This is a genomic window from Pseudomonas sp. MBLB4136 (assembly GCF_051904765.1).
Classification (GTDB): Bacteria; Pseudomonadota; Gammaproteobacteria; order Pseudomonadales; family Pseudomonadaceae; genus Aquipseudomonas.
The window spans coordinates 2694647-2716664 of record NZ_CP196713.1; the positions used below are offsets into that span (position 1 = coordinate 2694647).

Below are 22018 nucleotides of genomic sequence, written 5' to 3' on the forward strand. Positions count from 1 at the left end.
GCCTCCAGCTACCGCATAAAGTGACCAGGTAAGCGCATTGCGTCACATGTTAACCGGATGAAGGCTCCGTTGATACGCCTGCGCGCGGCTCAAGGGCGATGCTTTGCACGCCGGCGGCGCGCAACGAGCCGTTGTCCAGCCAGTGCTCGACCAGGGGCCACACCTCGGCCTGCGCCTGCCTGCTGACCAGCATCTGCACATGGTCGAAATCCGTGGAGAAACCCTGCTGCCTGCCCAGGCAGAGGAACTCACGTACCGCGCTGCCGCACTGCTCCAGCAGCTTACGGCAGGCCCAGGCCGGGTCCTGCTTGTCGCCCACCGCCGCCACGGCCAGCAGCGGCACCCTCACCTCGCGCAAACCGGCCCACCAGTCGCGCTCGGCATCGCCGAAGCGGCCGAACAGGCCATGCCAGCGCAGGCTCTCCAGGGCCAGGCCGATCGGCTCGTCTTCCGGCCCGCGCTTCAAGCGCGAGCCGGACAACACCGAGAAGCGCCCCAGCAGCAGCCGACTGCCCCACTCCACCGGCGGCAGTTTCAACGGCCAGTAGACGCGGCTGATCTGGCTGCCGAACAGCACGACCGAGGCCACTCGTGCTTCATCCAGGTAGTGCCCGCCCAGCGCGCCGGCCAGGGTGATACCGCCCAGGGAGTGCCCCAGCCAGTGGGCGGCTTGCGAGTTCTGCTCATGGATGAAGTCGGCGATTGCCGGCAGGTCGTAGCGCACATAGTCGCTGACCCGGTTGCGCGAATAACTGCGATTGCGCGGCGACAGACCATGGCCGCGCATTTCTGCGATCCACACATCGAAACCGGCGCGCGCCAGGTAGGGCCCCAGGCCGATGCCCTTGGGCGAATACCAGAAGCGGCGATTGGAAAAGCTGCCCGGCAACAGAATCACCGGCACGCCACGCTCGCCCTCGCGGCCAAAACGGCCGAGCCGGGTCAGCGCCAGTTCGACACTGGGGTCGGGGCTGTTGCCGGGCTTGAGACGGTAGACATCCTCACTCAGGTCGCCACGGATTTCGGCGCTGATCAAGGCGACGGGAAAAAGCTGACTGCTGCTCTGCATCTACTTCGCTCTGGTACAAAAAATTGCCGGGGCAATTCTTCACGTCGACTGGCGACGGCCCGAAGGGTGGCCGCCAGGGATGGCAAGCCACAAAAAAGGGCGGGATAACCCGCCCTCGTTAACGTGGTTACCGGCAGATCAGGCTGGCTGGCCTTCGGCGAGGAAGAACCAGGTATCCAGTACCGAGTCTGGGTTCAGCGACACGCTCTCGATGCCCTGCTCCATCAGCCAGCGCGCCAGATCCGGGTGGTCCGAAGGCCCCTGACCGCAGATGCCGATGTACTTGCCGGCCTTGTTGCAGGCGGCAATGGCGTTGCCCAGCAGCTTCTTCACCGCCGGATTACGCTCATCGAACAGGTGGGCGACGATGCCCGAGTCGCGGTCCAGGCCCAGGGTCAGCTGAGTCAGGTCGTTGGAGCCGATGGAGAAGCCGTCGAAGTACTCGAGGAACTCCTCGGCGAGGATGGCGTTGGACGGCAGTTCGCACATCATGATGACCTTCAGGCCATCCTGACCGCGCGCCAGACCGTTGCTGGCCAGCAGCTCGACCACCTGGCTGGCTTCGCCGAGGGTACGCACGAACGGCACCATGATCTCGACGTTGGTCAGGCCCATCTCGTTGCGCACCTTCTTCAGCGCGCGGCATTCCAGCTCGAAGCAGTCGCGGAACGACTCGCTGATGTAGCGCGAGGCGCCGCGGAAGCCGAGCATCGGGTTCTCTTCTTCCGGCTCGTAGAGCTTGCCGCCGATCAGGTTAGCGTATTCGTTGGACTTGAAGTCCGACAGGCGCACGATGACCTTCTTCGGCCAGAAGGCCGCGGCCAGGGTGCTGATGCCTTCCACCAGCTTCTCGACGTAGAAGCCCACCGGATCGTCGTAACCGGCGATGCGCTTCTCCACGCTGTCCTTGATCTCCGGCGGCAGGCCGGCGAAGTTCAGCAGCGCCTTGGGGTGCACGCCGATCATGCGGTTGATGATGAACTCCAGGCGCGCCAGGCCAACACCCTCGTTGGGCAGCTGGGCGAAGTCGAAGGCGCGGTCCGGGTTGCCGACGTTCATCATGATCTTGAACGGCAGCTCGGGCATGGCGTCGACCGAGTTCTTGCGGATATCGAAGCCCAGTTCGCCCTCGAAGATGAAGCCGGTATCGCCCTCGGCGCAGGAAACCGTCACCCCCATGCCGTCCTTCAGCACCTGGGTGGCGTTTCCGCAGCCGACTACCGCCGGAATACCCAGCTCGCGGGCGATGATCGCCGCGTGGCAGGTACGCCCGCCACGGTTGGTGACGATGGCGCTGGCGCGCTTCATCACCGGCTCCCAGTCCGGGTCGGTCATGTCGGAGACCAGCACGTCACCGGGCTGCACCTTGTCCATCTCGGAAACGTCCTGAATGACGCGCACGCGGCCGGCACCGATCTTCTGACCAATGGCACGACCTTCCACCAGCACGGTGCCGGTTTCCTTGAGCAGGTAGCGCTCCATCACGTTGGCGCTGGTGCGGCTCTTCACGGTCTCGGGACGGGCCTGGACGATGTACAGATTGCCGTCGTCGCCGTCTTTGGCCCACTCGATGTCCATTGGTCGGCCGTAGTGCTTCTCGATGATCAGCGCCTGCTTGGCCAGTTCGCTGACCTCGGCGTCGGACAGGCAGAAGCGCGCGCGATCGGCGCGCTCGACGTCGACCACCTTGACCGACTTGCCGGCCTTGGCTTCATCGCCGTAGATCATCTTGATCGCCTTGCTGCCCAGGTTGCGGCGCAGGATGGCCGGGCGGCCCGCTTCCAAGGTCTGCTTGTGCACGTAGAACTCGTCCGGGTTGACCGCACCCTGCACTACGGTCTCGCCCAGGCCGTAGGCGCCGGTGATGAACACCACGTCACGGAAGCCAGACTCGGTATCCAGGGTGAACATCACCCCGGCGGTACCGGTTTCCGAACGGACCATGCGCTGCACCCCGGCGGACAGGGCGACCAGCTTGTGGTCGAAGCCCTGATGCACGCGGTAGGCGATGGCGCGGTCGTTGAACAGCGAGGCGAACACCTCTTTGGCGGCGCGGATCACGTTGTCCACGCCACGGATGTTCAGGAAGGTCTCCTGCTGGCCGGCGAAGGAGGCGTCCGGCAGGTCTTCGGCGGTGGCCGAGGAGCGCACGGCGACGGCCATGTTGTCGTTGTCGCCGGCCATGGCGGCGAACGCCTGGCGGATTTGCTTGTCCAGCTCCGCGGGGAACGGCGCGTCCATCACCCACTGGCGAATCTGCGCGCCGGTCTTGGCCAAGGCGTTGACATCGTCGACATCCAGCGCATCGAGTGCGGCATGGATCTGCGCATTCAGCCCGCTTTCTTCGAGGAAGTCACGGTAGGCCTGGGCCGTAGTGGCGAAACCACCGGGAACCGACACACCAGCACCGGCAAGGTTGCTGATCATCTCGCCCAGGGAGGCGTTCTTGCCCCCTACATGCTCAACATCGTGGACGCCGAGCTTATCGAGGGAAACTACGTACTCTACCAAGGTGATCTCTCCACTTAGGTGTTGGAAAAGCTCAAGGGGCTGGGAAAGTTCGGCGGAGCGAATCCGCGCGATTGTGGCCTGGCCCTGGAAAATAAGTAACAATGCCGACCACTTCGGGCCTGCAAAAGCGGGCCTATCATAGCCAAGATTCGTCCTCAGCTTAAGGCCCATGGCGCAAATGAAACGAACCGCTTTTTTCATCTCCGATGGTACCGGCATCACCGCCGAAACCCTGGGTCAGAGTCTGTTGGCGCAGTTCGACACCACCAGCTTCACCAAACTCACGCGACCGTACATCGACAGCGTGGAAAAAGCGCGCGCCATGGTACAACAAATCAATAGTGCTGCCGAGAAAGACGGGGTGCGGCCGATCATCTTCGACACCATCGTCAACCAGGAGATTCGCGACGTGCTGGCCCAGTCCGAGGGCTTCATGATCGACATCTTCTCGACCTTCCTCGCCCCGCTGGAGCAGGAACTGAGCTCGCACTCCTCCTATTCGGTGGGCAAATCCCACTCGATCGGACACAACTCCAACTACATGGAGCGCATCGAAGCGGTCAACTTCGCCCTGGACAACGACGACGGCGCCCGCACCCACTACTACGACAAGGCCGACCTGATCCTGGTCGGCGTGTCGCGCTGCGGCAAGACCCCGACCTGCCTGTATATGGCCATGCAATATGGCATCCGCGCCGCCAACTACCCGCTGACCGAGGAAGACATGGAGCGCCTGCAGCTGCCGGCGGCGTTGAAGAAGTACAAGGACAAGCTGTTCGGCCTGACCATCGACCCCGATCGCCTCACCGCCATCCGCAACGAGCGCAAGCCCAACAGCCGCTATGCCAGCTTCGCCCAGTGCGAGTTCGAGGTGCGCGAGGTGGAGAACCTGTTCCGCCGCGAGAACATTCCCTTCATCAACTCCACGCATTTCTCGGTGGAGGAGATCTCGGCGAAGATCCTCGTGGAAAAAGGCGTCGAACGCCGCCTCAAGTAAGCCTCGCCGATATCGCAAAAAGCCGGAGCCCACGCTCCGGCTTTTTTGTGGACGCTTGGTCTAGATCACCCACAAGTCCATGAATTGCTGCACCGGCGTGGACTCGAGCCGCGCCTGGTCCCGGCACAGGGCGACGATCTCGGCGCAGCGCTGGGCGGGAAAGCGGGTTGCCAGGCTGGCCTGGAACTTGGCCTCCAGCAGCGGAATACCCTCGGCGCGACGGCGGCGGTGGCCGACCGGGTACTCCACCTCGACCTTCTCGGTGCAGCTGCCATCGGCAAAGAACACCTGCACGGCATTGGCGATCGAGCGCTTGTCGGCCTCCAGGTATTCGCGGCTGTAACGCGGCTCTTCGACCACCTCCATCTTGTCGCGCAGCTCGTCGATCAGCGGGTTGGCCGCGTGGAAGCCGTCCTCGTAGTGCTCGGCCGACAGGCTGCCGAACAGCAGCGGCACGGCGGTCATGTACTGCAGGCAGTGATCGCGATCGGCCGGATTGGCCAGCGGCCCGGCCTTGGAGATGATGCGGATCGCCGATTCCTGGGTGCTGATGACGATCCTGGCGATGTCGCCCAGACGATTCCTGACCTGTGGATGCAGTATCACCGCCGCCTCGCAGGCGGTCTGCGCGTGGAACTCGGCGGGGAAGCTGATCTTGAACAGCACGTTCTCCATCACATAGCTGGCGAAGCCCTGGGAGAAGCGAAAGCGGCGCTGGTCCGCCGGCTTGCTCACCAGGTCGCGGTTGCTGTGGCTGAACGACACGTCGTAGAAGCCCCACTGCGGCGCGCTGAGCGCGCCCGGAATGCCCATCTCGCCGCGCCGGGCGATGTCGGCCAGGCGCACCCCGCGACTGCCGGCGTCGCCGGCCGCCCAGGATTTGCGCGAACCGGCATTCGGCGCGTGGCGGTAGGTGCGCAGCGCCTGGCCGTCGACCAAGGCATGGGATATGGCCGAGAGCAGCTGTTCGCGGCTCGCGCCCAGCAGCTTGGCGCTGACTGCGGTGGAGGCCAGCTTGACCAGGATCACATGGTCCAGGCCGACGCGATTGAAGGCGTTCTCCAGGGCGACTACCCCCTGAATCTCGTGGGCCATGACCATGGCCTCGAGCACCGCGCGCATGCTCAGCGGCGCCTCGCCACCGGCCACGCGCCGTTGTGACAGGTGATCGGCCAGCGCCAGGATGGCGCCGAGGTTGTCGGAGGGGTGACCCCATTCGGCCGCCAGCCAGGTGTCGTTGTAGTCCAGCCAGCGCACCAGGCAGCCGATGTCCCAGGCCGCCTTGACCGGGTCGAGGACCAAGCGGGTGCCCGGCACCCGCGCCCCCTGCGGCACCACCGTACCCTCGACGAGCGGCCCGAGCAGCTTGCAGCACTCGGGAAAACGCAGGGCCAACAGCGCGCAGCCGAGGCTGTCCATCAGGCAATGGCGGGCGGTGCTCAGGGCCAGCACCGAGTCGACCCGGTAGGTGAGCACATAGTCGGCGATATCCTGGATCACCTGGTCATAATCGGGACGCTTGTTCTGCTCGACGTTGCCGCTCATTGCACGCTCCGTTCGCCGGGTACCCGGCGCTGTGGCCGCTTGACGCGGGCCAGCCAGCCCGCAGAAACGACAAAGCCCGCTTGCGCGGGCTTTGCCTGAGTCTAGACCAGACTAGAAGGCATCCCCAGGCACACGCACCCAGCCCTCCATCAGTACCCGGGCGCTGCGACTCATGATCGCCTTGGTCACCGACCATTCGCCCGCGACCTGGGCGGCCTCGGCGCCGACCCGCAGGGTGCCCGAGGGGTGGCCGAAACGCACCGCGCTGCGCGCACCGCCGCCCGCCGCGAGGTTCACCAGGGTGCCCGGAATCGCCGCGGCGGTGCCGATGGCCACCGCGCAGGTACCCATCATGGCGTGGTGCAGCTTGCCCATGGACAGCGCGCGCACCAGCAGGTCGACCTCGCTCGCCGACACTGTCTTGCCGCTGGACGCCCGATAGTCCTTGGGCGTCGTCACGAAGGCGATCTTCGGCGTGTGCTGGCGAGTGGCAGCCTCTTCCGGCGTATTGATCAGGCCCATGCGCAACGCACCAGCGATGCGGATGGCCTCGAAGCGCGCCAGCGCCTCGGGGTTGCCATTGATGTCCTCGCGCAGTTCGGTGCCCTGGCAACCGATATCCTCGGCATTGACGAACACGGTCGGAATGCCGGCAGTGATCATGGTGGCCTTGAGCGTGCCGCCCTCTACAACATCAGCGGGAACCTCGAGATCGTCGACCAGATTGCCGGTCGGGAACATCGAGCCGCCCTCCTCGCCGTCGTCGGACGGATCGAGAAACTCCAGCACGATCTCGGCCGCCGGGAAGGTCACCCCGTCGAGTTCGAAACCGCCGGTCTCCTGCACCTGGCCATTGCTCACCGGCACATGGGCGATGATGGTTTTCTGGATATTGGCCTGCCAGATACGCACCACGCAGGTGCCGTTATCGGGGATGCGGGCCGGATCGACCAGGCCGGCATGCAGGGCGAAAGCGCCGGCGGCGGTCGACAGGTTGCCGCAGTTGCCGCTCCAGTCGACGAACGCCTTGTCGATGGAAACCTGGCCGTAGAGGTAGTCGACGTCGTGGTCGGGCTGACTGCTTTTCGACAGGATCACGCATTTGCTGGTGCTGGACGTGGCGCCGCCCATGCCGTCGATATGCGCGGAATAGGGATCGGGGCTGCCGATCACGCGCATGAACAGCTTGTCACGGGCCGCGCCCGGCACCTGGCAGCGCTCGGGCAGGTCCTGCAGGCGGAAGAACACGCCCTTGCTGGTGCCACCACGCATATAGGTGGCGGGAATCTTGATCTGCGGTTGGTAAGCCATGGTTTCGTCCTGGCCGAGTAATAAGAAGTCGCAAGGCGGTTGGCGCTTTTTCATCCACCACGCAAGCCTCGCCATGGTGGATCGGTAAAGCGTGATCCACCCTACGAAGACCGGGGCGTTGCCGCCCCGGATGTTCGCTCAGCCCTTGTTCGACTCGAGGAAGTCCTGGGCGAAGCGCTGCAGCACACCGCCGGCCTCGTAGATCAGCACCTCTTCGTTGCTGTCCAGACGGCAGGTCATCGGCACTTCGACGCGTTCGCCGTTACGGCGAGTGATGACCAGGGTCAGGTCCGCCCGCGGCTTGCGCTCGCCGACCACGTCATAGGTCTCGCTGCCATCGATGCCGAGGGTCAGGCGGGTGGTGCCCGGCTTGAACTCCAACGGCAGTACGCCCATGCCGATCAGGTTGGTGCGGTGGATGCGCTCGAAGCCTTCGGCCGCGATCACCTCGACACCGGCCAGACGCACGCCCTTGGCCGCCCAGTCGCGGGACGAGCCCTGACCGTAGTCGGCCCCGGCGACGATGATCAGGTTCTGCTTGCGCTGCATGTAGGTCTCGATGGCTTCCCACATGCGCATGACCTTGCCTTCCGGCTCCACCCGGGCCAGCGAACCTTTCTTCACCTGACCGTCGACCACGGCCATCTCGTTGACCAGTTGCGGGTTGGCGAAAGTGGCGCGCTGCGCGGTCAGGTGGTCGCCGCGGTGGGTGGCGTAGGAGTTGAAGTCCTCTTCCGGCAGGCCCATCTTGGCCAGGTACTCGCCGGCGGCGCTGTCCCGCAGGATGGCGTTGGACGGCGACAGGTGGTCGGTGGTGATGTTGTCCGGCAGCACCGCCAGCGGGCGCATGCCCTTGAGCGTGCGTTCGCCGGCCAGCGCGCCCTCCCAGTACGGCGGGCGACGGATATAGGTGCTCATCGGGCGCCAGTCGTACAGCGGGCTCTCGGCTTCCTGCACAGCGCCCAGGTCGAACATCGGGATGTAGACCTGGCGGAACTGCTCCGGCTTGACGCTGGAGGCGACGATGGCGTCGATTTCCTCGTCGCTCGGCCACAGGTCCTTCAGCGTCACCGGGTTGCCGCTCTGGTCATGCCCCAGCACGTCCTGCTCGATATCGAAACGCACGGTTCCGGCGATGGCGTAGGCCACCACCAGCGGCGGCGAGGCCAGGAACGCCTGCTTGGCGTAGGGGTGGATACGCCCGTCGAAGTTACGGTTACCGCTCAATACGGCGGTGGCATACAGGTCGCGGTCGATGATTTCCTGCTGGATCGCCGGATCCAGCGCGCCGGACATGCCGTTACAGGTGGTGCAGGCGTAGGCGACGATGCCGAAGCCGAGCTGTTCCAGCTCCGACAGCAGGCCCGCCTCCTCCAGATACAACTTGGCGACCCTGGAGCCAGGTGCGAAGGAGGTTTTCACCCAGGGCTTGCGCAGCAGGCCCAGGGCGTTGGCCTTCTTCGCCAGCAAGCCGGCCGCCACCACGTTGCGCGGGTTGGAGGTGTTGGTGCAGCTGGTGATGGCGGCGATGATCACCGCGCCATCCGGCAGCAGGCCTTCGGCCTCCTCGGCCTTGGCGGCCGCCAGCTTGGCTTCGTCGGCAATGCCGCGCTCGTGCAGCGCCGAGGTCGGCAGACGCTTGTGCGGGTTGGACGGGCCGGCCATGTTGCGCACCACGGTGGACAGGTCGAAGCTCAGCACCCGTTCGTATTCGGCAGTGACCAGCGCATCGGCCCACAGGCCGGTGGTCTTGGCGTAGTTCTCCACCAGCGCCACCTGCTCCGGCTCGCGCCCGGTGAGCTTGAGGTAGTCGATGGTCTGCTGGTCGATGTAGAACATCGCCGCAGTGGCGCCGTACTCCGGGCACATGTTGGAAATGGTCGCGCGGTCGCCGATGGACAGGCTGTCCGCCCCCTCGCCGAAGAACTCGACCCAGGCGCCCACCACGCGCTCCTTGCGCAGGAACTCCGTCAGGGCCAGGACGATGTCGGTGGCGGTGATGCCCGGCTGGCGCTTGCCGGTCAGCTGGACGCCAACGATGTCGGGCAGGCGCATCATCGAGGCACGGCCAAGCATCACGGTTTCCGCTTCCAGGCCGCCAACGCCGACTGCGATCACGCCCAAGGCATCGACGTGGGGGGTGTGGCTGTCGGTGCCGACGCAGGTGTCCGGGAAGGCCACGCCGCCGCGCGCCTGGATCACCGGGCTCATCTTCTCCAGATTGATCTGGTGCATGATGCCGTTGCCGGCCGGAATCACATCGACGTTCTTGAACGCGGTCTTGGTCCACTCGATGAAGTGGAAGCGGTCCTCGTTGCGCCGGTCTTCGATCGCCCGGTTCTTCTCGAAGGCCTCCGGATCGAAGCCGGCATGCTCGACGGCCAGGGAGTGGTCGACGATCAGCTGGGTCGGCACCACCGGGTTGACCTTGGCCGGGTCCCCGCCCTGCTCGGCAATGGCGTCACGCAAACCGGCCAGGTCGACCAGCGCAGTCTGGCCGAGGATATCGTGGCAGACCACCCGCGCCGGGTACCAGGGAAAGTCCAGGTCGCGCTTGCGCTCGATCAGCTGCTTGAGCGAATCGGTCAGCGTGGCCGGATCGCAACGGCGCACCAACTGCTCGGCCAGCACGCGGGAGGTATACGGCAGCTTGGCGTAAGCGCCAGGCGCGATGGCGTCGATCGCCTCGCGGGTATCGAAATAGTCCAGCGCAGTACCGGCCAGATGCTTGCGGTATTGAGTGTTCATCACTGGCGATCCTTGAGCGGCACGAACTTGAGGTCTTCGGGGCCGACGTAGTTGGCGCTCGGGCGGATGATCTTGCCGTCGATGCGCTGCTCGATCACATGGCTGGACCAGCCGGCGGTGCGGGCGATGACGAACAGCGGGGTGAACATGGCGGTGGGCACGCCCATCATGTGGTAGCTGACCGCGCTGAACCAGTCGAGATTGGGGAACATCTTCTTGATCTCCCACATCACGCTTTCCAGGCGCTCGGCGATGTCGAACATCTTGCTGCTGCCCTGCTCGGCGGAAAGCTCGCGAGCCACTTCCTTGATCACCTTATTGCGCGGATCGGCGACCGTGTAGACCGGATGGCCGAAGCCGATCACCACTTCCTTCTTCTCGACCCGGGCACGGATGTCGGCCTCGGCCTCGTCCGGGTTGTCGTAGCGCTTCTGGATCTCGAAGGCCACCTCGTTGGCGCCACCGTGCTTGGGTCCGCGCAACGCGCCGATACCGGCGGCGATGGCCGAGTACATGTCCGAACCGGTGCCGGCCACCACCCGCGAGGCGAAGGTGGAGGCGTTGAACTCGTGCTCGGCGTAGAGGATCAGGCTGGTGTGCATGGCGCGCACCCAGCTGTCCGCGGGTTTTTCGCCATGCAACAGGTGGAGGAAGTGGCCGCCGATGGAGTCATCGTCGGTGTCCACCTCGATGCGCTTGCCGTTGTGGCTGAAGTGGTACCAGTACAGCAGCATCGAGCCCAGGGAGGCCATCAGCTTGTCGGCGATATCGCGGGCGCCTGGATGGTTGTGATCGTCCTTCTCCGGCGACAGGCAGCCCAATACGGAGACACCGGTGCGCATCACGTCCATCGGGTGGGCGCTCGGCGGCAGCTGCTCCAGGGCCGTCTTGAGGGCCGCGGGCAGGCCGCGCAGGGCCTTGAGCTTGGCCTTGTAGGCGGTCAGCTCGGCGACGTTGGGCAGCTTGCCATGCACCAGCAGGTGGGCGATTTCCTCGAACTCGCAGGTGGTGGCGACATCGAGGATGTCATAGCCACGGTAGTGCAGGTCGTTACCGCTGCGCCCGACGGTGCACAGCGCGGTGTTGCCGGCGGCAGTGCCGGAGAGGGCGACGGATTTCTTCGGTTTGAAGCCCGGGGTGGTTTCGGTGGCACTCATGCTTATCTCCTCGAATCCTTGTTGTTCTTGCCTGGCACTATCACTTCTTGGCGGCGAACAGCGCGTCGAGCTTCTGCTCGAAGGCGTGGTAGCCAATGCGCTCGTACAGTTCGGCGCGGGTCTGCATCAGCTCGATCACGTTCTTCTGGTGGCCTTCCTGGCGAATGGCCGTATAGACGCTTTCTGCGGCCTTGTTGGCGGCGCGGAAGGCCGACAGCGGGTAGAGCTGGATGGCCACACCGACCGAGGCCAGCTCGTCGCGGGTAAACAGCGGAGTCGCGCCGAATTCGGTGATATTCGCCAGCACCGGCACGTTCAGCGCATCGACAAAGCGCTTGTAGGTCGGCAGGTCATAGGCGGCCTCGGCGAAGATGCCGTCGGCACCGGCCTCGACGTAGCGCTGGCAGCGCTCGATGGCGGCGTCTACGCCTTCAGCCTGAATGGCATCGGTACGGGCGATCAGGAAGAAGTCCGGGTCGCTCTTGGCATCGGCGGCGGCGCGCACACGGTCGACCATCTCTTCGCAGGAGACGATTTCCTTGCCCGGACGGTGGCCGCAGCGCTTGGCGCCGACCTGATCCTCGATATGGGCGGCGGCGGCGCCGGCCTTGATCAGGTTCTTGATGGTGCGCTCGATATTGAAGGCGCTGGGGCCGAAGCCGGTGTCGATGTCCACCAGCAGCGGCAGGTCGCAGACATCGGTGATGCGGCGCACGTCGGTCAACACGTCATCCAGGGTGTTGATGCCCAGATCAGGCAGCCCCAGCGAGCCGGCCGCGACCCCGCCGCCGGACAGGTAGAGGGCCTTGAAGCCGGCACGCTGGGCCAGCAGCGCGTGGTTGGCGTTGATGGCGCCGATCACCTGCAGCGGCGACTCGATGGCGAGAGCCTGGCGAAAACGCTGGCCTGGGGAAAGCTGACTCATGACTCACCTCTGGGTTTGGCTGTCTTGGATTGTGCGCCCTGCCCCGACTGGGCTTTGTAATGACGCTCGATATTGCGTTTGGAAGCGCCGATATGGCGGCGCATCAGCAGCTCGGCCAACTCGCCGTCACGCTCGGCGATGGCATCGAGAATTCGGTGATGCTCGGCAAAGGCCTGGCGCGGTCGACTGGGCGTCGCGGAAAACTGCAGGCGATACATGCGCACCAGCTGGTACAGCTCGCCGCAGAGCATCTGGCTCAGGGTCTTGTTGCCGCTGCCCTGGATGATCCGGTAGTGGAAGTCGAAGTCGCCTTCCTGCTGGTAGTAGCCGACGCCGGCCTTGAACGCGGCGTCCTGCTCATGCAGGTCGAGCACTCGGCGCAACTCGTCGATCTCCACCTGGGTCATGCGCTCGGCCGCCAGGCGACAGGCCATGCCCTCCAGCGACTCGCGGATCTCGTACAGCTCGATCAGCTCGTCATGGGACAGCGACACCACCCGCGCCCCGACATGGGGAACCCGCACCAGCAGCCGCTGCCCCTCCAGGCGATGGATCGCTTCGCGCAGCGGCCCGCGACTGATGCCGTAGGTACGCGCCAGCTCCGGCTCGGAGATCTTGCTGCCCGGGGCGATCTCGCCCTTGACGATGGCGGCCTGAATGCGCCGAAACACATGCTCGGAGAGCGTCTCCGAGTCCTCTTGCGCGCCGCCGGGCGCCTCAGTGACATCCAGCATATTGTCGACACCGATCCACTTGAATGCACTGAAACTACGAAAAACCCCCATTATTGTCAAATAAAACAACAACACTGTCGACAATTCATAAAGCAAGAGCAAACTACCAGCCTCTGCGGAAATCACCTGCGCAATTGCTCATAAGCGCCTGTTACTGCTGAAAACGGCCGTGCTAGAATGCCGCCGTTTTTAGCCCGGCCGGACAGGCACGTCATGCCTGCTAAACTCCAAGCCAGACGCACGGGGCCATCGCGCCACGCCCGCCGGTCTTCCCGCTCAGCTGTGTGCCATATTCAATAGGACTTATGAGATTCGAGCCCTCTGCCCTGCTTTGTTGCCTGCTCCTTTCGCCAGGCCTGGGGTTCGCCGCGGAGAAGACCGTTTACGGCCTCAATGAGTACGCCAGGCTTTACGATCTCGATCTGGAGGTTGCCGCGAAACTGGATACTGGAGCCAAGACCGCTTCCCTGAGCGCGCGCGAGATCAAGCGCTTCAAACGCGACGATGAAACCTGGGTCCGCTTCTACCTGGCCATCGACGAGGCCCACGAGCACCCTATCGAGCGGCCCCTGGCGCGGATCAGCAAGATCAAACGCCGCGCCGGGGACTATGACCCCGAAGAAGAAAAAACCTACACCGCACGTCCCGTTATCGAGATGACCCTGTGCATGGGCCAAGCCCTGCGCACCATCGAAGTGAACTTGACCGACCGCAGCGCCTTCCAATACCCGTTATTGATTGGTTCCGAAGCCCTCAAACGCTTCAGCGCGCTGGTCGACCCAAGCCTTAAATACGCAGCAGGCAAACCTGGCTGCACCACCGACGCAAACCCTGGCGAGTAACTCCCATGCGCTCTCTTACCCTGCATCTGAAAGTCCTGATCACGCTCCTGGTGAGCCTGGGCGTTCTGATTACGGCTTACCAGATCTTCATTCTCGGCATCCCGGTGACCGAGGACGAAACGGACGATCTGTGGAACATCGATGCCAAGGTCGAGTTTCAGGCCAACCCGCGCGAGCCGGTCAAGCTGCAAATGTTCGTGCCGCCGCTCAACCAGGACTACGTCAGCCTCAACGAGAGCTTCATCTCCAACAACTATGGGGTGAGCATCAGCCGCGCCGAGGGCAATCGCCGAGTGACCTGGTCAGCACGGCGCGCCAACGGCAAGCAGACCCTGTATTACCGCCTGGTGCTGACCAAGCGCTACAGCGGCGAGCAGGCCAAGGCCAAGGGTCCGATCTTCCGCGACAGCCTCCCGGTCGAAGGCCCCGAGAAGATCGCCGCCGAGGCGCTGCTGGCACCGATTCGCCAGCACTCGGCGGACGTCGAGACCTTCATCAGCGAAACCATCAAGCGGATCAACGACAGCGGCGACGACAACGTCAAGTTGCTGCTGGGCGGCGATGCCTCCAGCGCCAACAAGGCCAATGCCATCGACCTGCTGCTGTCGATCGCCCACGTGCCGATGGAGCGCGTGCACACCATTCGCCTGAACGCCGAGGCCCCGCAGAGCCCGGAACTCTGGCTGCGCAGCTTCAATGGCGAGAAGTGGCTGTATTTCAGCCCGGAAACCGGCGAGCAGGGCCTGCCGGCCGATCGCCTGATCTGGTGGACCGGCGATGACGAGCTGATCACGCTCGAAGGCGGCAAGAAGGCCCAGGTCAGCTTCAGCCTGAACAAGAGCGAGATGAACGCCATTCGCCTGGCCAAGCTGACCGACGAAAGCACCGACGCCGACTTCCTCGGCTATTCGCTGTACGGCCTGCCCCTGTCGACTCAGCAGACCTTCCAGATCATGGTAGTGATCCCGATCGGCGTGCTGCTGATCCTGATCCTGCGCAACCTCGGCGGCCTGCAGACCCTGGGCACCTTCACCCCGGTGCTGATCGCCCTGGCCTTCCGCGAAACCCAGCTGGGCTTCGGCATCGTCCTGTTCACCATCATCACCACCCTGGGCCTGTCGCTGCGCTCCTACCTGGAGCACCTCAAGCTGCAAATGCTGCCGCGCCTGTCGGTGGTGCTGACCTTCGTGGTGGTGCTGATTGCCGCGATCAGCCTGCTCAGTCACAAACTGGGCCTGGAGCGCGGCCTGTCGGTGGCGCTGTTCCCGATGGTGATTCTGACCATGACCATCGAGCGCCTGTCGATCACCTGGGAAGAGCGCGGCGGCGGCCATGCCTTCAAGGTCGCCATCGGCACCCTGGTGGCCGCCACCCTGTCCCATTTGCTGATGAGCATCCCGGAGCTGGTCTACTTCGTCTTCACCTTCCCGGCGGTGCTGATGATCCTAGTCGGGTTCATGCTGGCGATGGGTCGCTACCGCGGCTACCGCCTGACCGAACTGTTTCGCTTCAAAGCCTTCCTGAAGGATTGAGCCATGCTAGGTCTCTGGAAAACCTGGAAGGCCCTCGAAGCCAAAGGCATCATGGGCATCAACCGACGCAATGCGGACTACGTGCTGAAGTACAACAAACGGCACCTCTACCCCATCGTCGATGACAAGATCATCACCAAGGAACGCGCCATCGAGGCCGGCATCCACGTGCCGCAGATGTATGGGGTGATTTCCACGGAGAAGGAGATCGACAAGCTCCCCGAGATCATCGGCGGACGCAGCGATTTCGTGGTCAAGCCGGCCCAGGGGGCCGGCGGCGACGGCATTCTGGTGGTCGCCGACCGCTTCGAGGAGCGCTACAAGACGGTCTCCGGACGGATCATCAGCCACGAGGAAATCGAGCACCAGATCTCCAACATCCTCACCGGCCTCTATTCGCTCGGCGGCCATCGCGACCGCGCGCTGATCGAATACCGGGTGATTCCCGATCAGATCTTCAAGAGCATCAGCTACGAAGGCGTGCCGGACATCCGCATCATCGTGCTGATGGGCTATCCGGTGATGGCCATGCTGCGTCTGCCGACCCGCCAGTCCAATGGCAAGGCCAACCTGCACCAGGGCGCCATCGGCGTCGGTGTGGACCTGGCCACGGGCGTCACCCTGCGCGGCACCTGGCTGAACAACAAGATCAGCAAGCACCCGGACACCACCAACGCGGTGGACGGCGTGCAACTGCCGAACTGGAACGGCTTCATGAAGCTGGCGGCCGGCTGCTACGAACTCTGCGGCCTGGGCTACATCGGCGTGGACATGGTCCTGGACCAGGAGAAAGGCCCGCTGATTCTGGAGCTCAACGCCCGCCCCGGCCTGAATATCCAGATCGCCAACGACTGCGGCCTCACCCACCGCGCACACGCGGTCGAGGATCGCCTGGTCGAGCTCAAGGCCAAGGGCATCCAGGAGAGCCCCGAGGAACGCATGCGTTTCTCCCAGAAGCTGTTCGGCCACGCGCCGATCGCCGAGATCTGACGGCACGCGTAGAACCAGCCCGGCCGATGCCGGGCTTTTTTCTGCCTGCTCGGCATCCCTATGTTGCCTCGCCCAGCAGCCCGCTGCTCCTGCCCCTGAGCACTGCCTGGGTGCGACTGCGTACCCCCAGCTTGGCGAACAGCTTGTGCAGGTGCCACTTTATCGTGGCTTCGGACAGGTGCAATGCCCGGGCGATCTCACGATTGGCCAGGCCGGCGCCGACCAGGCGCAAGATGTCCAGCTCCCTGGGGCTCACCTCCGGATGGTCATCCAGCGCCTGGGGATCGATGGCCAGTCGACGGCACTGCTCGCGCAGCTGTCGATCCAGCTCCTGCCAGCTCCCCGCACCGCCCACCTGGCTCGCCGACCAGGCATCCCAGAGCGGCAACAACCACAGGGCATCGTCCAGGAACAGACGCCGATAACCCCTGTGCCAGGCATCTTGCAGGGTCGCCTGGAACAACGGAAAGGCCCTCTCGGCGCCATTCGTGCGCCAGCACGCCACGGCCAGCAGCAACGACAGGCGCAAGCGTCGTTCGTGCTGGTGCTCGGCCGTCTGCTCAGCCAGGCAGGCCTCCAGCAGCGCCAGCGCACGCGGCGCCCGACGCTCGGCCAATGCCAGTCGCGCCTGGCACAGCACCAGCGCCACGGCAGCATCGCCGTGGCGCCTCAGCGGCAACTCCGCCAGCTGTCGCTGCAACTGCAGGCAGATCCGCTCGGCCTCATGGGGGCGGCGCAACCACAGGAGAAACTGCACCCGACAACCCATGGCCTGCGCGTAGACCCGCTCGTAGCCCGGCCCCTGCAGCCCCGCCAGCCATTCTTCGAGCTGTTCCAGGGCCGGCTCGCACTCGCCGGCGTAGAAGCGCGCGCGCACCATCACCAACTGGCCGCGACTGGCCAGTTCGACCGGCGTGGCGAGATCGCGGCGACTGGTGGCCAAGGGCAGTTCGGCGAGGATCGCGGCGTGCCGGTCCTGCTCATACAGCAGGTCGGCATAGGCCAGGGCCAGCACACCCCCCACTCGGCTGCGCCTGCCGAAGGCCCGCTCGACCCGGGCGCGGGCGACTTCCGCCAGGGTGCGTCCGCGCTCGAGTCGCCCCTGCTCCTTGCACAGCAGCGCCTCGATCAGCCTGAGCACCACACGCAAGTACTCGCTAGGGGCGCGCCGCAGGCTCTCGCGCGCCAGGCCGAGCGACCGCGATGCCTCGCCGTAATCGCCAAGCAGGGCGTGAGCGGTCGCCTGCACGCACGCAAGGCTGGCGCGAATCTCCGGCTGATCGAGCGGCACCCGGCCGAGCCAGTGCCGACTGATGGCGAGGCAGTCCTGCAGCCGGTCCTGATAGAGCTGGACCAGGGCCTTGATCAACTGAGCCACGGCGAGCAGCTCGTGGGGCCTGTCGTGCAGCGCCTGCCCCTGCTGCAGCAGGCGCGCGCTGATGTCCTCGATCAGCGCCTCGGCATCGAGGTATTTCTGCTCGAAGGCCAGCTGCCAGGCGTAGAAGATCTGGAACACCGGGTACTCGCGAATCACCTGCGCCGGCAACGCCGCCACGCTGGAGAGAATGCCGTAGAGCTGGTTGTCGGCGAGCAGGCGCGCACCCTGACGCGCCAGCAATCCGGCGGCGAAGGCATACTCACCGGCGGCCAGGGCATAGTTGACCGCCCTGTCGAGCAGGCTCCGCTGCTCGCACCAGCGCGCGGCCGCCAGCTGCAACCGTCGCCCATCGCCGCGTCTGAGCAGGCGCCCGCGCAGGCATTCGGCGAACAGCGGATGGTAGCTGAACCACTCGCCCTGCTCGTCCAGGGCGGTGATGAACAGTTGCTCGTTGTGCAGACGCTGGAGGATTGCCCCGGCATCTTCCCGGCCGGTGAGCGCATTGCACAGTTCGGCACTGAACTGCTCGAGCACCGACGTCTGCTCGAGAAAAAGCCGCAGCTCCGGCGCCAGCCGAGCCAGTACATCCTCGTTAAGGTAGTCGGCGATATGACGCTCGCTACCGGAGAACTCCGCGATAAATGCAGCGGGATCAGGGTGCCGAGCCAGGGACAGGACGATCAACTGAAGCGCGCCAATCCAGCCCTCGCTCCGCCGGTGCAGCCGCTCGACCTGCTCACTGCTCAGGCGCAGTTGCTGGATGTCGCAGAGATAGGTCGCGGTTTCCTCGGCGCTCAGGCGCAAATCCTCGGCGCGCAGCCAGACTGTATTGGCGCCGCGTAAAAGCCCGCCTTCGTCTGAGCGCGGCCCGGAACGCGTGCCGGCGATCAGCCGGACATGCGCCGGCAGCCCCTCGATCAGGCCCCGCTTCAGGGGGCCGAGAGAGGGATGGCGGATACTGTGGAAGTCATCGAGGATCAGGTACAACTCGCCCTCGACCTGCCTGAGCTCGCTCAGGAAGGCATCGAGCAGGGCCTGGCCGGGCCCGCCCGCAACACCCTGCTCCCCGTCCAGGATGGCACCGCCGAAACCCGGCAACTGTGTGTCGATGGCCGCCACCAGATAGTGCAGCAGGCGCAGCGGCTCGCTGTCCGCCTCGTCGCAGGACAGCCAGGCCACCCGCGCCCCGGACGCCTGCAGGGCCTGGCGCAACTGGCCGAGCAAGGTGCTCTTACCGTAGCCCGCTGGCGCACAGAGGATGACCAGGCGCCGCTCACGGGCCTCGATCAGCCGCTGGAACAACGCCCTGCGTATCAGCTGCGGACGAGCGCCAACCACGACGGGCGCCAGCTTGGTACGCAGCAGCGGCAGGGAGGGCGGCAGCGACAAGCCCTCGAGGCTCATGGCGCGACCAGCCCCAGTTCCTGGGCGCGGCGGATCGCCTGGGTCCGATTGCGCACCCCGAGCTTCGCGTAGATGTTGTGCAGGTGCCATTTGACGGTGCCCAGGGCCAACGCCAGGCGCTGGCCGATGGAGTCGTTGGCCAGTCCCTGTGCCGCCAGCTGGATCACTTCGGCCTCGCGCTCGGTCAAGCCTTCGGCCAGGGGCACCTCGGCCTGCAGGGCTTCCTGCCCCGGCCAGATCGCCAGAATCGAGCGAATGAACGCCTGCAGGGCCGGATAGCGCTCGCCCGCCTCGAGCTGCGACAAGAGCCGGCGCACCGGAGCCCCCTCCTCGATGAACAGGCTGCGCAGTGCATCGTGTTCCGCGCGCGACAGACACTGCACCAGCAGGCTCTGCGCGCGCTCCTGATAGCCCAGGTGCTGGTGGCTGAGCGCCGCCAGAAGGTCCAGGCGCAAGCGCTGTAGCCCATGCCAGTCGTCCTGCAGCAGTCCGCGCAGCTGGGCAATTTCGTGCAGCGCCTCGCTATGATGATCGCGCGCCTGCAGCAGGCGGATGCGCGTCAGCCCCCGAACCCAGAGCACTGGATTGCAGGCCAGGTGCCGGTAGTGCCCGGCCAATCCAGGCCAGTCGACGTCCTTCAGGCGCTGCTCGGCGCCCGTGAGCCGCTCGGCGCCCGGCTCCTGGAGCAGCTGCGTCACCTCGTCGCCGAGCGCCTGGGCCTGGAAGCGCCATGCGCGGTTGCCGGCGGCCAGATGCTGCATGCGCAGCAGGGTGGCCCGGGCTTCTTGCGGCTTGGCTTGGGCACGCTGGACCTGAGCCAGGCACAGCATGCCCTGGGCATACAGGTCGACCGGGTTGATCACATCGACCGTGGCCAAGGCCCAGCGCAGGCGCTCCTCGACACCCTCGAGGCGGCCCTGATGGTAGTCGATCAACGCCCCGCTGATGGTCGGCAACGCCAGGGCGCGGGCATTCGTGGCGAAGCATGGCGCGGTGCGTGCGCGTAGTTGCGCGAACAGCTGCCCGGCCCGCTTGATCTGCCCCTGCTGCAGGCACAGCAACACCTCCACATTGGCCAACTGCATGCCCAGGTAGTGCCCCTCGAGAAAGTGATTGCGCTGCTGCGCCAGCGCCAGCAGGCGTCGCGCCGACTCGCCCTCCCCGAGCATCACGTTGGCCAGGGCACCGACGATCAGCATCGCCATCTCGAGAAACGCGGTGTGCCCCCCCAGTTGCAGCTCGACCCGGCGCGTGAGGGCGACGCAGCCGGGCAGATCGTCCTTCTGCAGGGCGATCAGCGCCTTGATCGTCAGGATCGCCAGCACGCGGTCCTCGAGGTCGGCCGCCGCCTCGGCCATACGCCAACGGTGCAACTGCTCGTCGAGCATACGGTTGGCCTCGGCCAGGCCCAGCTCCGCCGCGCGGCTCCAGACGTCGGCCAGCACCAGCATCGGATAGTCCTGGGCGATCTCGTCCGGCACACGCTGGCGCCACTTGTAGATCAAGTGCAGTTGACCGCGATTGATCAGCTCCAGCCCACCGCCGTCGACCAGGGCGGCGAGCATCCGTGGGTCTTCGGCCAGGCAGGCGTGCTCGATCGCCAGATTCTGCATGCGGTGCGTGGCAAACCACAGGCTGGCCTTGAAATGCAGCTGTTTGAATCGCTCGGGGTCGCGCCCCTGCAGGCGCCGGCGCAGGAACTCGGCGAACAGGTTATGGAAGCGGTACCAGTGCCGCTGGCGATCGAGCGGCAGCAGGAACAGCTGCATGGTTTCCAACGCCTCCAGCATTTGCTGGCCATCCTGCCGGCCGGCCAGGGTATTGGCCAGGTCGCCACACAGCTGCTGGGCGATCCCTAGGGCCTCCAGCAGCTGCTGATTATCGGCCGGCAACTGCTCGAACACAGTGCACAGCAGGTAATCGCCAACGGTCGCTGGACTCGCTCCCAGGTCGTCCAGCTGTTGCCAGGCCTGGGGCTGCTGACGCAACCACAGGCTGGCTAGGTGCACGCCCACCAGCCAGCCTTCGGTGTGGCGGTACAGCGCCGCCAATGCCGGGGCTTCCAGCTGCAGGCCATGGCGCGCCAGATAGTCGCCGGTCTCGGCCTGGCTCAAGCGCAAATCGCCCTCGCCGATCTCCAGCAGCAGCCCCTTGGCGCGCAGGGTGGCCAGTTTCAGCGCCGGTTGCGAGCGGCTGGCCAGGGCCAGGACGAAGCCCGCAGGCGCATAACGGATCAATCGCTCCAGCGCCGCCAGCAGCTCGGTATTCTGAATCAGGTGCAGGTCGTCGAGGACCAGCAGCAGCGGCGCCTGCACCTGCGCCAGGTCCGCCAGCAGCGTCTCCGTCACCGCGGCGACGGGCACCCCCATGGTGTTCTGCAGGTAGCCACGGGCTGCCAGGCCGAGGCCCGGGACCAGGCTTTCAAGCGCCTCGATCAAGTGCAGGAAGAAGCGCGCCGGCTCGTCGTCATCGGCATCCAGTGACAACCAGGCCACCGCGTAGCCGGCAGACGCCTTCTGCTGCGCCAGGGCGCTGAGGGCCCAGGTCTTGCCGAAACCGGCCGGCGCGGAGAACAGCAGCACGCGCGCATGGGGCTGGGTCGACAGCGCCGCCTCGATCCGCGGCTTGGGCAGCGCTTCGATGGCCGCCTCGGGCGGGCCGAGCTTCCAGTGCAGCAGGCTCCCGGCGGCAGGACCCAACGTCTCATCCATGGCCTCGATCCCCTGACTGGATATGAACTGGCACCATCGTGCAGCATTATTTTCCGGCCGGTCATACTAATCAGCCGCCGCCCGCCGAGCAAACCTACGCGCAAACCCTAGGATGAATGGTGACGGCGTTCTACAATCGGCGTCCGCGCTCGTCCGAATACCTC

14 protein-coding genes are annotated in these 22018 nt (G+C 65.3%); 4 read left to right on the forward strand and 10 right to left on the reverse strand.

Going from position 1 to position 22018, the window contains the following annotated elements; translation table 11 throughout:
• Positions 1–49 precede the first annotated feature (49 nt).
• On the reverse strand, positions 50–1069 hold the full coding sequence (locus ACSX1D_RS12275) for an alpha/beta fold hydrolase (protein WP_439858774.1): 1020 nt from the start codon (positions 1067–1069) through the stop codon (positions 50–52).
• 138 nt (positions 1070–1207) lie between these two features.
• Entirely contained in the window at positions 1208–3580 is a 2373-nt protein-coding gene (gene ppsA / locus ACSX1D_RS12280; RefSeq protein WP_439858775.1) for a phosphoenolpyruvate synthase, read from the reverse strand.
• 178 nt (positions 3581–3758) lie between these two features.
• On the opposite strand from ppsA, the gene ppsR reads away from it, so the two are divergent.
• The gene (ppsR, locus tag ACSX1D_RS12285; protein ID WP_208707071.1) at positions 3759–4577 is read left to right on the forward strand and encodes a posphoenolpyruvate synthetase regulatory kinase/phosphorylase PpsR; all 819 of its coding nucleotides are present in this window, start codon (positions 3759–3761) and stop codon (positions 4575–4577) included.
• A gap of 60 nt (positions 4578–4637) precedes the next feature.
• On the opposite strand, the gene prpD is transcribed toward ppsR, so the two are convergent.
• From prpD to ACSX1D_RS12315, 6 genes are all read right to left on the reverse strand, one after another.
• Positions 4638–6122, reverse strand: coding sequence for a 2-methylcitrate dehydratase (gene prpD, locus ACSX1D_RS12290; RefSeq protein ID WP_439858776.1), 1485 nt, complete (start codon positions 6120–6122; stop codon positions 4638–4640).
• Between the two features lie 111 nt (positions 6123–6233).
• Positions 6234–7433, reverse strand: a complete 1200-nt coding sequence (prpF, locus tag ACSX1D_RS12295) for a 2-methylaconitate cis-trans isomerase PrpF (RefSeq protein ID WP_439858777.1) — start codon at positions 7431–7433, stop codon at positions 6234–6236.
• Between the two features lie 138 nt (positions 7434–7571).
• Complete coding sequence (gene acnD, locus ACSX1D_RS12300) at positions 7572–10181, reverse strand: Fe/S-dependent 2-methylisocitrate dehydratase AcnD (RefSeq protein ID WP_439858778.1); 2610 nt, start codon at positions 10179–10181, stop codon at positions 7572–7574.
• Positions 10181–11338 carry a bifunctional 2-methylcitrate synthase/citrate synthase gene (prpC, locus tag ACSX1D_RS12305; protein WP_208707075.1) on the reverse strand — a complete coding sequence of 386 codons (1158 nt, stop codon included), beginning with the start codon at positions 11336–11338 and terminating at the stop codon, positions 10181–10183. The genes acnD and prpC overlap by 1 nt, the downstream gene beginning before the upstream one ends.
• A 40-nt stretch (positions 11339–11378) precedes the next feature.
• Positions 11379–12263 (reverse strand): methylisocitrate lyase, encoded by an 885-nt coding sequence (prpB, locus tag ACSX1D_RS12310; RefSeq protein WP_439858779.1) that lies wholly within the window; start codon positions 12261–12263, stop codon positions 11379–11381.
• A complete protein-coding gene (locus ACSX1D_RS12315) occupies positions 12260–12997 on the reverse strand; it encodes a GntR family transcriptional regulator (protein ID WP_439858780.1) in 738 nt (245 codons plus the stop codon). The genes prpB and ACSX1D_RS12315 overlap by 4 nt, the downstream gene beginning before the upstream one ends.
• 305 nt (positions 12998–13302) lie before the next feature.
• Here ACSX1D_RS12315 and rloA point away from each other — a divergent pair, with 305 nt between their 5' ends.
• From rloA to ACSX1D_RS12330, 3 genes are read left to right on the forward strand one after another with little or no spacing between them, the layout of a single operon-like run.
• On the forward strand, positions 13303–13839 hold the full coding sequence (gene rloA / locus ACSX1D_RS12320) for a retropepsin-like aspartic peptidase RloA (RefSeq protein WP_439858781.1): 537 nt from the start codon (positions 13303–13305) through the stop codon (positions 13837–13839).
• A gap of 5 nt (positions 13840–13844) precedes the next feature.
• Positions 13845–15371: an osmotic stress tolerance membrane protein RloB gene (gene rloB, locus ACSX1D_RS12325; RefSeq protein WP_439858782.1), complete on the forward strand. Its 1527-nt coding sequence runs from the start codon at positions 13845–13847 to the stop codon at positions 15369–15371.
• A gap of 3 nt (positions 15372–15374) precedes the next feature.
• The gene (locus tag ACSX1D_RS12330; RefSeq protein WP_439858783.1) at positions 15375–16361 is read left to right on the forward strand and encodes an alpha-L-glutamate ligase-like protein; all 987 of its coding nucleotides are present in this window, start codon (positions 15375–15377) and stop codon (positions 16359–16361) included.
• 58 nt (positions 16362–16419) lie between these two features.
• Here ACSX1D_RS12330 and ACSX1D_RS12335 read toward each other — a convergent pair whose 3' ends face one another.
• Positions 16420–19143, reverse strand: coding sequence for a LuxR C-terminal-related transcriptional regulator (locus ACSX1D_RS12335; RefSeq protein WP_439858784.1), 2724 nt, complete (start codon positions 19141–19143; stop codon positions 16420–16422).
• Positions 19140–21854, reverse strand: a complete 2715-nt coding sequence (locus ACSX1D_RS12340; protein ID WP_439858785.1) for a LuxR C-terminal-related transcriptional regulator — start codon at positions 21852–21854, stop codon at positions 19140–19142. The genes ACSX1D_RS12335 and ACSX1D_RS12340 overlap by 4 nt, the downstream gene beginning before the upstream one ends.
• Positions 21855–22018 lie beyond the last annotated feature (164 nt).